Raw genomic sequence first — 13,330 nt, forward strand, 5'->3', positions numbered from 1 at the left:
TCGATCCAATCCAAGATTTTGCCCTGCTCGCCCCAAAACGCCTCAGGATCCGCCACAGACGCCGCATACATCGCATCATAACCCGCGCGATCAACATAAGCAGACGCCGTAAATGCGGCATCAGGTGAATAAGTCTTCGTCGTCATGATCGTCCTCCCTGACGGTGCAGCCCATTTTGTTTGGCCGCCACTTACAGGTTTTTATAACCATTAGTGTCAAATATCTTGTAACTTACTGGTAGTGTTTGATTTTTTTGTAAACTGTTTTGCCATTTCAGTTATTTTTTTGTAAATACTATTTACTAAAAGGGAAAAATATTTGATTTACAAATACTTAAGTGACGCTCATTTTTTGTCGTCTGACGTTTGATGATCTTAAATGCGTAAATGGGGGCGCTAACATTAATCTGACTGGTCTGGTGCGGATATGTTGGTGTCGTGAGAAAACGCTAAGCGGCGCGCTTGGGCGACTCGTTCCCAAGGACTTTGGCAACGCTTTTTACCGCGTTGTAGCTTTACAAAAGGGATGTGGGATCTTGGAGTTTCAATGCAAATACCGGCTATGTTTACACAGGAGTTGCCCTTGTCTACGCGGCCTGTGTAGTATGGTATACCAAATCGGAGTACCCAATGGCGCGCATGAATAGCCTGAACAGTTATGTATTTTTTGAAGCTGTCGCGAGACGCAAATCCGTTACGCGCGCGGCAGAAGAGCTATTGGTGTCGCCATCTGCCGTCAGTCAGCAAATTAAATTGCTGGAGCAGCAATTGGGCATCAAGTTGTTTCGCCGAGAAGGTCGGACGTCAAGCTTGACCTTGGAAGGTGAACAGCTGTTTCGAGCCAGTGCCTCAGCCATTCGCATGTTAAAAGACGCAGAACGTCACTTGAGCAAGCAACACGAAACGCGCAGGCTCAATTTACGTGTGACGCCCAGTTTTGGCGTGCGGTGGCTGGGGCCGCGTTTGGCGAATTTTGTGCAAAATCATCCCGGTTGGGATTTGCGCATTGATGCCGGATCAGATCCGACGGATTTTGATCGCGATGTCATGGATTTTGATATTCGTTATGGCCTGTCCGATTGGGGTGTGTTTCATTGCAAACCGATTTTGCAGGATCAAGTTCTGCCGCTGTGCAGTCCAAGTGTGCGTGACGATTTGCGGGCGCGCTTTGGTTCTGACCCTGAAGCCTTATTGGATGGGGCACAACTGATCGACAGTGCGCGGGCGATTTGTCAGTGGGATTTTTGGTTGCAACGAAACAATTTGACTGTGACTTCAAACACCAAGTCTATTCTGTTGGACCGCTCGTCGCTTGCATTGCAAATGGCTGTTGATGGGGTTGGCGTTGTACTTGAATCGTTGGCGGTTGCGGCGAAAGAATTGGAGCGCGGCGACCTTGTGCCTGTCACGCCGTCTCTGCCGGTGATCGAATTTCCGGCCTATTGGGTGGTCTGCCCCGCGCGGCATATGAAGCGTCGTGCCGCGGTTACTTTTGTGTCGTGGATGACTCAGCAAGCCGAGGCGCATAGTGACCTGACCGCACGTCTTATGGATCGACATGGCTTGAGCTCGGATGTGATTGATGTGCCGTCAGATGTGTTTTGGGGCTCAAAGCGCCCTTAAGGTATAGATCGCTTTAATGTATCAACGAGCCGCCATTCACATCGATTTCAGAGCCTGTGACATAGGCCGACAGTTCTGAGGCCAAAAACAACGCGCAGCCCGCTACATCTGAGGCGTCGCCAGCACGTCCCATGGGAATGCCTTCGACAATTTGGGTATTGATTTGGGGGGGAGCAGGCCAGCCGTGATGTCGGTGGAGATACGTAAAGCTGTGCGCCGGATGTTCCACGCGCGGCGGGCAAGGCTGGTGTTTGAGGCGGAAAGGCTCGGTGAGCGGGCCATTTTAATTTCCTTTTGACGGTGCCGCAGGGGGCGTTTCCCTATCAAAGGGCGGGGGCACTTGAGATCCATCACAATAGCTTAAGCATAAGGGTAGCCCAGCTTAAGGCTGGCTTGGATCTATTGCAGGTCTTCGGTCTCGCTGGCGTATTTGTCTTTGACATTTTCGAGCAACGCATCAAGGTGGATGCCGATACTCGCGCACATGCGGTAAACATCTCTTTCGCTAAAGGCTTGCATTATGTCGTGGTGCTGACGTTTGACACGCGCGGAACTATCTTTGCGGATGGCTGACAAATAACGGGCGCGCCACATACGACGCACAAAGGCGCTGTGCGTTTCAGCAAGGACAGCGTTTTGCGTAGCCTCTGCAATCGCCATATGAAATTGCATGTCGAGTTCGAAGAAATCTATTCGATCAATCTTGCCCTGACAGTCATCCATATGGTCTTGCATGGCTTGAATCCGCGCGATGTCATCGTCTGTCGCGTGTTTACATGCCAGTGCACCACAGCGCAGCTCTAGAGCTGTAAGTACTTCTATTGCATCAGAAATTTCTTCATAAGATGGATCTGCAACGATGGGACTGCGCGACGGGCGCAACAGCACGAGACCCTCTTTTGCCAAAATACGAATCGCTTCGCGCATGGGTGTTCTAGAGACATCCAAATCGGTGGCGTGATCGCGCTCTTTTATTTGCTGACCTGGGGCGAGTACCCCTTTTAGGATGTCGCGGCGCAGCTTATCGGCGATCTGATCAGGCAGTGCTTTATCGGTCATCTTTTCCATAGCCTACGGTGATTATTTGTCTTGGCTAGTTTAGTGTTGTTGCGCGATTAATGATCTATGGTCCAGAGGAAAGTGAAATTATCTCATTTGGTATACCAAATTTTTGTTGATTGTCTATTGCGACCTCGTTAGCCTCTGCTGGGATGGTATACCATCTCGACGACAGACTGAGGATTCTGTCGATGAAGATAACGCGGCGGTAACGTCGCAAGGGAGGACGACAATGAAATTTAAAACACTCATGACAGCGACCGCTGCAGCGACTGTACTGGCTGGAGCTGCCGACGCAGAAACACATCTGCGTATCCAAACGCACTACGCGACAGAGCACCCATCCGGTAAGCTTGCGGCACAATTTGTTGACGACGTACAGACTATGTCTGGCGGCGAACTCACCATCGAGATGTTCTATTCGTCATCTGTTGTGGCAACTGTTGAAACATTCGATGCGGCCGTAAACGGCATTCTCGATTGTGACATGACTGGTGGCGCATACCAAACAGGTAAAGACCCAGCGTTCCAATTCGTTGGTGACATCATGGGCGGCTACGACACACCTTGGCAGCAGCTGTCTTGGCTCTACTACGGTGGCGGCTATGACGCGGCACAAGCGCTCTACAACTCAGAAGGCATGCAGCTTGTTGGCTGGTGGATCTACGGCCAAGAATCTTTCGCATCTTCGCGTCCAATCGCGGGTCCAGAAGATTTGAAAGGCTGGAAATTCCGTTCACCACCAGGTCTTGAAACAGCGATCTTCACCGAACTGGGCGCAACTCCAATCGTGATGGATTTCACTGAGATCTTTACAGCGCTTGAAACTGGCATCATCGACGGCGCAGATGCGTCTGGTCTTGCGAACAACGTTGGCCTTGGTCTGTACGACATCGTGAAGCACGCCAACTACCCTGGCTTCCACTCTATGCCATCTGACCATCTTGCTTGTAACAAAGCAGTTTGGGACGGCATGAGCGACATGGAACGCCGTATCATGGACACTGCCATGCAAAAATTGGCATTGCACACAGCGCTTTCTAACGAAAAGAAAAACGCTGAAGCAGCTGCAATGTTGAAAACTCAAGGCGTGACTTTGTACGATTGGTCTGCTGAAGACAAAGCGTCTTTCCGCGCTGCAGCTCAAAAATCATGGGATGCGTTTGCTGAAGGTTCACCTAAAGCTGTGGCACTTGTTGAAAGCCACCGTGGTTACCTAAAACAACTCGGTTTGCTTCCAGAGTAAGCTGAACATCGCAGTCTGCGATTATGGAATGATGGGCGAACTGAATTGTATTTGGTTCGCCCTCTCTCCCTCAAAACTTAAAAACTTAAATAGTGGGGTGCTAAGCACATGGAAAGCGAGAGCATATGGCTCGGCTCGATGCGCAAACCAATCCGTTTTGGGATGATTGGATTTGCCGTAGCCGCCGCCATCACCTTTGCGTGGATGGCGATTCAAACCTTTGTCGCAGCCGAACCCGTGACGATGTACGATCTACTGAGCCCATCAGGCGTACCTTTAGCGCAGATGATTTTGTTCACCTTCTCGGGCACGGTTTTGCTGACATCCATTTACCTGTCCGACACGGTCGGTCCGATTGAATCAAAACCGCAAGGGTTCTTTGATATTCTTTCCTTGGTGTGTTCGCGCATCTCGATGATCGGCGTTGTGTGTCTTGTTTTGGTGATGTTCTACGAAGTGGTTTCGCGCTACGGGTTTAACGCGCCGACACTTTGGGCCAATGAAATGTCCCTGTGGATGGCATCGTTTTTGTTCTTGCTTGCTGGGCTTTACGCCATGCAGCAGCGCAGCCACATTCGTATCTATGTCATCTACGACATCCTGCCGCGTTGGATGAAAAAGCTTGCTGACGTCATTTCAGTGTTTCTGATTTGGGTCTTTAGCTTCGCCATGGTCTGGGGGGGCTTTGATGAAGCGAAACTCAAATTCATGCGGATGGAAACATTTGGCACTGCATGGGATCCACCCATTCCAGCGACGCTCAAACCTGCCATCTTGATCATCATGTGTCTTGTTGCTTTGCAAGCCTTGTCCAATCTTATTGCCGATTGGCACAAAGAGCCCGCCGCGCATGACGATATTGATGAGACTGAAATCGAAAATATCCGCGCGACGTTGAGGGAAGATTGATATGGAATTCTTAGAAGCCTTCGCATGGATGAAAGTGGCCGACATTGGCACGCTTTCGCTCCTGCTCTTGCTTGGCATGTTTGCGCTTTTGGCGCTGGGTATGCCGCTTGGCTTTGCCTCTGCCTTTTTGGCTGTTGCAACTTTGGTGATGAAATTCGGCCCTGAGCTGATGTTCAGCGACTTTGGTCGCGGCCCGTTCAACGTGTTGGGGCAGGCGGTTTATCGACAGATGACGAACTATGTTCTGATATCGGTGCCGTTGTTTATCTTTATGGCGTCCCTGTTGGAACGCACCGGTATTGCGCGAGATATGTATTCGTCGCTCAATGTTTGGCTGGCGCGTACACGTGGTGGTATTGCTGTTGTGACCTCTGTCATGGCTGTGATCATGGCGGCGATGTCTGGGATCATCGGTGGCGAAGTTGTGCTGCTGGGTTTGATCGCTTTGCCGCAGATGCTGCGTCTTGGGTACAACCAAAACTTGGCCATCGGGACGATCTGTGCCTCTGGATCTTTGGGCACAATGATCCCGCCGTCTATCGTTTTAATTTTCTACGGCCTTATCACTGAGACGTCGATCAAAGCTTTGTTCACGGCGTCTTTTTTGCCGGGCTTTATGCTGGCGAGTTTCTTCATCTTGTACATTGTCATCCGCACGCGGTTGGATCCCTCTTTGGCGCCCTTGCCTGAGCCTGATCCAGAAGCCCCACACGGGTCTGAAAAATCGCTGATGTTCCTTGGGTTCATGGCTAAGTTTTCGATGTGGGTCACAGGTGTTATCTTTGTGCGTGCGATGTTCTTTACGCTCACAGGCGATAATGCAGTGACGACAGGTGTCGAGCCGATCTTCCTTGGAATGGTAAGTGATTTGCCCTTTATCGTGGCGGCCTTTGCATTGTCATTCGTTGTGATGCGTTTCATCGTAGGCAAAGAACGTACTGACGAAGGTTGGCAAATGGGCAAAGGCTTGATCGCGCCTACTGTTGTGATCGGTGTTGTTCTTGGGTCCATTTACGGCGGCATCACGGGCATCACCGAAGCGGCTGGCATGGGCGTTATCGCGGTATTCACCATCAGTGCGCTGCGTCGCGAGATGACTTTCGATATCGTATATGACAGCTTGATGCGTACGCTAAAATCGACTGGGACGATCATCTGGGTGACCATCGGTGCGGCAGCTTTGGCTGCGGCTTACACCTTGGCTGGCGGTCCTACTTATGTGGCCAACATTATCTTGGGCGCAGACCTGCCAACCATGGGCGTTATTCTTGTGATGATGTTCATCTTCCTAATTATGGGGATGTTCATGGATTGGGTTGGCATCGTGCTTTTGATCATGCCCGTGTTCTTGCCCATCGTTCTGAAACTGCCGATTGACGAGATTGGCGTGTTTGGTGCGCTGGAATCCAAGAACGTGGCGATTTGGTTCGGTGTGGTGTTCTGTATGAATATGCAGGTTTCCTTCCTGTCACCGCCCTTTGGTCCTGCGGCGTTCTATTTAAAATCTGTGGCACCATCGCACATCACCTTGGTCGATATCTTCAAAGGCTTCTTGCCGTTCATCGCGATCCAACTGTTCGCTTTGACTGTCTTGATCATGTGGCCGTCACTGATTGAAGTGTTCTTATGATGCGCAAACCGCGCACCAAAATCTAAACCTGCAATTTGACTTTGCAAACTTTGCCGGAGCGGTGCGTCCGCTCCGGCAAAGTTTTTACCGATAATCTGTAACCTCCCTAAATCTCAGGCGAATTCTTATGACAACTGCCCCCATCAACACTGTTAGACTTTCAGACCGCGACAATGTCGTGACGGCTGTCCGTCCCCTTCAAGTCGGCGAAGATGGGGCTGTTGAGCTGATCCCACGTGGGCATAAGATCGCGACTGCGGACATCGCCAAAGGGGATGCCGTTCACAAGTATGCGCAGATCATTGGCTATGCCGCGATGGACATCGCCAAGGGCAGCCATGTTCACATTCACAATCTAGACTTTCGCAACGTCGACCAAGAGCATGCTTTTGGCACCAACTTGTTGCCTGCGCCCCCCGCTGCCAAACCCGATACATTCATGGGGTACAAGCGCGCAAACGGTCGTGTTGGCACCCGTAACTTTATCGCCGTTTTGACCTCGGTGAACTGTTCTGCTACAGCCGCCAAAATGATTGCTGCGCATTTCACTTACGAAAAACTGGCAGACTATCCCAATGTGGATGGTGTCGCAGCATTTTGCCACGGCACAGGTTGTGCTATGGGCGGCGACGGCACGGGCTTTGAATTGCTTCAACGCACGCTTTGGGGCTATGCGAAAAACCCGAATGTCGGCGGCGTTTTGATGGCCGGTCTTGGCTGCGAAATGATGCAGATTGATTGGCTGATCGAAAGCTACGGTTTGGTGCCTGGTCCACGCTTTCAGGCGATGAATATCCAAGATGTTGGTGGTCTGCGCAAAACCGTAGAACTTGGCATCAAAAAAGTCGAAGCTATGTTGCCCATCGTTAATGAAGACACTCGCACTGAATGTCCTGCTTCCGAATTGATGGTGGCGCTGCAATGCGGTGGGTCTGACGCTTGGTCTGGTATTACGGCGAACCCTGCTGTGGGTCACGCTGTTGATCTGTTGGTGGCGCAAGGTGGCACAGGTGTGCTGGCTGAAACCCCTGAAATTTACGGCGCCGAGCATCTTTTGACCGCGCGTGCCTCAAGCGATGATGTTGCGACCAAACTGCTTGGTTTGATCGATTGGTGGCAAGAATACACATCGATCAACAAAGGCAGCATGGACAACAACCCAAGCCCCGGAAACAAAAAAGGTGGCCTGACCACCATCTTGGAAAAATCTCTGGGCGCTGCGGCCAAAGGGGGCACGACGCCTTTGAACGGCGTTTATAAATACGCGGAAACCGTCACTGAACGCGGTTTTGTCTTTATGGACAGCCCCGGTTATGACCCCGCGTCCGTCACAGGGCAAATCGCATCGGGCTGTAACTTGGTGGTGTTCACGACGGGGCGCGGGTCTGCATTTGGATCAAAGCCATCACCGACGCTTAAAGTCGCGTCAAACACCGAAATGTTCACGCGGATGTCCGAAGATATGGACATCAACGCGGGTCGCGTGCTGACTGAAGGTGCCGCTGTCGAAGAGGTCGGACGCGAGATTTATGACGCTTGGTTGCGGATGGCGTCGGGTGAGCCAACGAAATCCGAAGCCCAAGGTCTTGGCGATTATGAATTTGTGCCATGGAACGTGGGAGCCGTGATGTAATGACACGGACGCCTCTTTGTGTGATCGGTGGCGGATCAATCGGATTTCGGCACATGAGTATTGCAGCGGCTTCAGAACTTATTGAGCTGACAGCCGTTGTTGAACCCGTTTTTGCGCGGCGCAAAGAGCTGATTAATCTTGAGTTTCCGGCTGTAGCCAGTGTCGACGAAGTGCCAAAACACACCAAAGGCGCAGTGATAGCCACCCCAACTCAAGACCACGCGAACAGTGCACAAACAGCACTGGATCGCGGTTGGGCTGTGCTGGTTGAAAAACCTGTCACGGGCACCATTGGCGAGGGCAAGGCGCTGTGTGAGGCCGCTGAACGATTGGGCTTGCCCTTGTTCGTCGGTCATCACCGCCGCTGTCATCCGTTTTCAATCGCGGCGCGCAATCACTTGAAGGCCATCGGCGACATTGTTGCGGTGCAGGGCCTTTGGTCGATGCGCAAACATGACACCTATTATGATGTCGAATGGCGACGCAGGGCTGGGGCAGGGCCTATTTTGACCAATCTCAGCCACGAAATTGATCTGTTGCGGTTCTTTGCCGGTGAGATCGAAAGCGTTTGCGCGATGGTGTCAAACACCGCACGCGGCCTTGATGTTGAAGACACTGCGTCTTTAAGCTTTCGTTTTGAAAACAACAGTCTTGGATCGTTCCTTATTTCTGATGCAGGTGTGTCCCCTTGGTCATTTGAAGCTGCGACGGGCGAGAACCCAGATTTGGCGACCTCTGGCCAAGATTCCCTGCGCATCATAGGTACACAGGGTGCGCTGTCTTTCCCAAGCCTAACCTTGTGGCACGAGGCTGGTGTCCGTTCCACTGACTGGCGGTCTGAGTTGATCAAGACTAAAGGCCCAAGTTTTTCAAAAATCGATCCGCTCTTGGTACAGATTGAACGCTTTGCCTATGTCGTGGATGGCGGTCAAGACGATCTTTTGGCGACGGGGCGCGACGGTTTGAAAACGCTTGAGGCCACGTTGGCCACGCTCATGTCAGCGCATCACAATAAAACAGTAAAATTAGGTCACGTACCGTATGACTACAACGGCGATGTGTTATGATTACACTTATTTAGGAAGACATATATGCCCAGCTCTGCGTTGAAAACGGTGGCTCCGCGTGAAGATAAACTCGGGCTTGGGGTGGTCATGATGGCGCTCGCGATCTTGATGTTCACTTGCATCGATACATCAGCCAAGTGGCTTATATTGGCTGGCTTGCCTGCTCTTCAGGTCGTCTTTGCCAGATATGCAGTGCATTTTCTTTTATCATTGGCACTCTTTGTCCCAACGCAAGGCCTGAATGCTTTACGGTCCAATAGCCCTTGGAAAGAGTTCTTAAGGGCGCTGTTTTTGCTGGGCACCACGACCTTCAACTTCATGTCGCTTAAGTATTTGCCAATCACAACGACGACGACGATTATGTTCGCGGCCCCTGTGGTGGTGACGATTTTGGCCATTCCTGTGCTCAAGGAAAAAGTTGGCATGCGCCGTGTCATAGCCGTGTGCGTTGGTTTTTTAGGGGTGTTGGTTGTCATGCAGCCTTGGGGGGCTGAATTCCATCCCGCGATGCTTTTAAATATTGCCGCCTTGATTTTGGCTGCGATGTATTTTGTGATGACGCGGTTGTTGGCTGGTATTGAGCGCAATTCGACCATGCAGCTTTGGTCATCGGGGTTTGCCGTAATGTGCCTTGCGCCCGTGGTCTTGCCAATCTGGGTTTGGCCGACGCAGGCCGTCGATTATATTGTCTTGGTTGCCATTGGGCTGTTTGGCGGGTTCGGCCATATCAGCGCCACTTACGCACATCGATTGGCAGATGCATCGCTTTTGGCGCCAGTGGTCTACATCCAAATCATCTTGGCTGCAGCTGCCAGCTATTTCGTGTTTGGCACATGGCCAACGCTGTGGACGCTGGTGGGTGGCTTGATCATTATCGGCTCTGGCATTTACATTTGGCAGCGCGAACGATCCAACATGGCCCAAACGCAAAAGCGGGCCACATCGTAATCGACGCAGCCCGCTTCTGGGAGGAACTCGTGTGCTGGTTAGCCGCGTCCGATGTAGGGCATGTTGGTGGCCATAACAGTCATGAACTGCACGTTGGTGCCCTCAGGTAGGGTCACCATATGCAGCACGGAATTCGCGACATTATCGACATGCATCACCGGTTCGATTTCGATCGAGCCATTGGCTTGCGGCATGCCTGTGGTCATGGTTTGCGCCATATCCGTTAATGCGTTGCCGATATCGATCTGACCACAAGCGATGTTGAACGGGCGACCATCAAGCGACAATGTGCGGGTCAAGCCAAGCACAGCGTGTTTGGACATCGTGTAAGGTGCCGAACCGATGCGCGGCACGTAAGCTGACACAGACCCATTGTTGATGATCCGACCGCCTTGTGGCGATTGTTTGCGCATCAAACCGAAAGCCGCACGTGCGGCAATGAAGGCACCGCCGACATTCACGTCGATCAGATTGCGAAATTCATCAACAGACAGCTCGTCAACCGGCGCGCCCTTCATGCTGACGCCCGCATTGTTGAACAGCGCGTCAACGCGGCCCCATGCGGCAAAGGCTTTGCCAAACTGTGCGTCGACTTCTGCTTCATTGGTCACATCGCAGGGCAGTACCATGGCGTGCTCATAACCTTCGGCTGTCTCTTGCAAAGGCGCTTCGCGGCGCCCCACAAGTCCGACCTTCCAGCCCGCTTTCAAAAAGGCATGTGCCGTGGCGCGTCCGACGCCGCTGCCTGCGCCTGTTACAATAATTGTTTGCATTTCAAGGTGCTCCTAGTGGTTGTCGCGTGGCAAATCTTGCCCGACTTTTTGATAGGCCGTCGCCAGTTCTAAACATCCGCCCGTCGAAAGCTGTCCGACATTCTTGCGGTAAATTTCTTGCCACGGTGTTTGATTGTGCAGCTCAGGTGGGGTCCACGCATCAATGCGCGCCTGCCATTCGGCGTCATCCACCATGGCGTTCAACACCCGCGCGTTCAGATCAAGTTTGACCATGTCGCCTGTGTTCAAGTGGGCCAAGCCTCCACCGACCACGCTTTCTGGTGAGGCGTTCAAAATGGACGGGCTTTCAGATGTACCTGATTGACGCCCGTCGCCTACGGTTGGCAGGTGATTGATGCCTTGGCGAATGATCGCATCTGGCGGCTGCATGTTCACGACCTCGGCAGAGCCAGGATAGCCAACACAGCCGACACCGCGGATGAACAAGATACTTTTCTCATCGATCTCAAGCGTGGGGTCATTGATCCGATTGTGGTAATCTTCTGGTCCTTCAAACACCACGGCGCGGGCTTCATAGACGCCCTCGTTGCCCGGCTCAGACAGGAAACGTTCGCGGAAATCTTGTGAAATCACCGAGGTTTTCATCAAGGCGCTGTCAAACAGATTGCCTGAAAGTACCATGAAACCTGCGTTCACACGCATAGGGGCATCGTAAGTTTTGATCACGTCTGTGTCTTCAGATTCCAACCCCTTCAGGTTTTCGCCCATCGTTTTGCCTGTGGCGGTCATGGCACCTTGATGAATGCGACCGGCCTTTTGCAGTTCTGCCATCACGGCAGGCACGCCGCCTGCGCGGTAAAAGCTTTCGCCAAGATATTTGCCCGCAGGCTGCATGTTGACCAAAAGCGGCACATCAAAGCCGACAGTTTCCCAGTCCTTCACATTCAATTCGACACCGATATGGCGTGCGACGGCTTGCAAATGGGGCGGCGCATTGGTGGAACCACCGATGGCAGAGTTCGTCACGATTGCGTTCTCGAACGCCTCGCGCGTCATAATGTCAGAGGGTTTGAGGTCTTCCAACACCATGCCGACAATGCGTTTGCCAGTCTCATAAGCCATATTCATGCGCTCGCGAAACGGCGCGGGAATGGCGGAGTTTCCGGTCAAAGACATGCCCAAAGCCTCGGCCATCGCGTTCATCGTGGACGCCGTGCCCATGGTGTTGCAATGCCCAAGGGAAGGGGCTGATGAACAGGCGCGTTTGATAAATTCTTCGTAGTCGATTTTGCCTTCAGCCAATAATCGGCGGCTTTCCCAGATGATGGTGCCCGAACCCGCACGTTCGCCTTTCCACCAGCCGTCCAACATGGGACCGCCGTTCAACGCGATGGCGGGAATGTCGACTGTGGCCGCCCCCATCAACATCGCTGGGGTGGTTTTGTCACAGCCCGTGGTCAAGACAACGCCGTCAATCGGATAACCGTGCAACACCTCGACTAGGCCCAAATAAGACAGGTTGCGATCAAGAGCGGCGGTCGGGCGTTTGCCGGTTTCTTGAATCGGATGAACAGGAAATTCCATCGGGATGCCGCCGCCATCGCGGATGCCCGCTTTGATCCGGTCCATCAAAAACACGTGGATTTTGTTGCAAGGGGCAAGATCAGATCCAGATTGTGCGATGCCAATGATCGGGCGCTCATCTTGCAGTTCTTCGACGGTAAAGGCCTGATTTTGATAACGCTCTAGGTAGAGCGCTGTCATGCCCGGGTTGTTGGGATTGTCAAACCATTCTTGTGATCTGAATCTTTTTCCAGCCCGTGTATTGCTCATCTTTCGCCCTTCCATCGTGATCCATTGATCTGAAAAATAGATCACGTAATCATTGTTGCTTTGCATAGCATCGCGATTTGGTATACCAAATGCAAGAGCAATTATGGATGGCGCTTGCGTCAAATGATGATCGGGAAATCAAATGAAACGACTTGTTTTGATCGCGGCGGTTTGTGTTGCCCCCACCGCCCCACTGAGTGCAGACGAAATGCTGCAGTCGCAAGATCAGGTTGAAGCCTGCCTGGCAACGCAAATGCAAAATGGCAGCCCCGTCATCGCCTGCGTGAACGAGGCGCTTGGCGCGTGCATTCAATTCACTGCAGATGCGCCGCAGGCCGCTTTGCAGTGTTTTCTTGAGGCGCAAACAACGTGGACACAGTATATCGGCGCGCGCATGGACCTTGTGTTAGACAAAGGTGGCGAAGACATTGCGAGTATCGCAGGCATCGAAGTGAAATTCGATTTGCTGCAAAACAAATTGCAATGTCAGCGTATGACAGAACTGTCGATGCTGCGCGCAGCACCGACCGAGCAAACACAAATTACAGCAGCACGCTGTGATGCGACGGCAAACGGATTGGTTTTTGCCAAACTGTTCGCGCAGTCTGAAAACTTGAAATGATTTAACGCCTTAGCTTAAACCGAGGGA

12 protein-coding genes and 1 pseudogene are annotated in these 13,330 nt (G+C 52.1%); 8 read left to right on the forward strand and 5 right to left on the reverse strand.

The window, feature by feature from the left end; translation table 11 throughout:
* Positions 1-146, reverse strand: a 146-nt coding sequence (locus tag WNY38_RS08725) for an acetyl-coenzyme A synthetase N-terminal domain-containing protein (protein WP_342857094.1), incomplete at its 3' end; no start/stop codon positions are given.
* A 483-nt stretch (positions 147-629) separates the two neighbouring features.
* Here WNY38_RS08725 and WNY38_RS08730 point away from each other — a divergent pair.
* The gene (locus tag WNY38_RS08730) at positions 630-1,622 is read left to right on the forward strand and encodes a LysR substrate-binding domain-containing protein (protein ID WP_342856955.1); all 993 of its coding nucleotides are present in this window, start codon (positions 630-632) and stop codon (positions 1,620-1,622) included.
* Between the two features lie 13 nt (positions 1,623-1,635).
* Here the strand turns inward: WNY38_RS08730 and WNY38_RS08735 are convergent.
* Positions 1,636-1,823, reverse strand: a pseudogene (locus WNY38_RS08735) (SDR family oxidoreductase); the annotation flags it as partial.
* 198 nt (positions 1,824-2,021) lie between these two features.
* Positions 2,022-2,681, reverse strand: coding sequence for a GntR family transcriptional regulator (locus WNY38_RS08740; protein WP_342856956.1), 660 nt, complete (start codon positions 2,679-2,681; stop codon positions 2,022-2,024).
* Between the two features lie 232 nt (positions 2,682-2,913).
* Between WNY38_RS08740 and WNY38_RS08745 the strand changes: the two genes are divergently transcribed.
* The 6 genes from WNY38_RS08745 to WNY38_RS08770 all read left to right on the forward strand — a co-directional run bounded on the left by WNY38_RS08745 (position 2,914) and on the right by WNY38_RS08770 (position 10,114).
* Entirely contained in the window at positions 2,914-3,927 is a 1,014-nt protein-coding gene (locus tag WNY38_RS08745; RefSeq protein ID WP_342856957.1) for a TRAP transporter substrate-binding protein, read from the forward strand.
* Between the two features lie 138 nt (positions 3,928-4,065).
* Positions 4,066-4,836 (forward strand): TRAP transporter small permease, encoded by a 771-nt coding sequence (locus WNY38_RS08750; RefSeq protein ID WP_342856958.1) that lies wholly within the window; start codon positions 4,066-4,068, stop codon positions 4,834-4,836.
* A gap of 1 nt (position 4,837) precedes the next feature.
* A complete protein-coding gene (locus tag WNY38_RS08755; protein ID WP_342856959.1) occupies positions 4,838-6,466 on the forward strand; it encodes a TRAP transporter large permease subunit in 1,629 nt (542 codons plus the stop codon).
* Between the two features lie 142 nt (positions 6,467-6,608).
* Positions 6,609-8,099, forward strand: coding sequence for an altronate dehydratase family protein (locus WNY38_RS08760; RefSeq protein ID WP_342857095.1), 1,491 nt, complete (start codon positions 6,609-6,611; stop codon positions 8,097-8,099).
* On the forward strand, positions 8,099-9,166 hold the full coding sequence (locus tag WNY38_RS08765; protein ID WP_342856960.1) for a Gfo/Idh/MocA family oxidoreductase: 1,068 nt from the start codon (positions 8,099-8,101) through the stop codon (positions 9,164-9,166). Before WNY38_RS08760 ends, WNY38_RS08765 begins: the two co-directional genes overlap by 1 nt.
* Positions 9,167-9,190: 24 nt before the next feature.
* Positions 9,191-10,114: a DMT family transporter gene (locus WNY38_RS08770; protein ID WP_342856961.1), complete on the forward strand. Its 924-nt coding sequence runs from the start codon at positions 9,191-9,193 to the stop codon at positions 10,112-10,114.
* A 38-nt stretch (positions 10,115-10,152) separates the two neighbouring features.
* On the opposite strand, the gene WNY38_RS08775 is transcribed toward WNY38_RS08770, so the two are convergent.
* Together WNY38_RS08775 and WNY38_RS08780 are read right to left on the reverse strand one after the other, a co-directional pair.
* A complete protein-coding gene (locus WNY38_RS08775) occupies positions 10,153-10,887 on the reverse strand; it encodes an SDR family oxidoreductase (protein ID WP_342856962.1) in 735 nt (244 codons plus the stop codon).
* Between the two features lie 12 nt (positions 10,888-10,899).
* Positions 10,900-12,681, reverse strand: coding sequence for an IlvD/Edd family dehydratase (locus WNY38_RS08780; protein WP_342856963.1), 1,782 nt, complete (start codon positions 12,679-12,681; stop codon positions 10,900-10,902).
* A gap of 142 nt (positions 12,682-12,823) precedes the next feature.
* On the opposite strand from WNY38_RS08780, the gene WNY38_RS08785 reads away from it, so the two are divergent.
* Complete coding sequence (locus tag WNY38_RS08785) at positions 12,824-13,303, forward strand: hypothetical protein (protein WP_342856964.1); 480 nt, start codon at positions 12,824-12,826, stop codon at positions 13,301-13,303.
* Positions 13,304-13,330 lie beyond the last annotated feature (27 nt).

The sequence above is a fragment of the Pacificibacter sp. AS14 genome (assembly GCF_038899935.1).
Classification (GTDB): Bacteria; Pseudomonadota; Alphaproteobacteria; order Rhodobacterales; family Rhodobacteraceae; genus Celeribacter.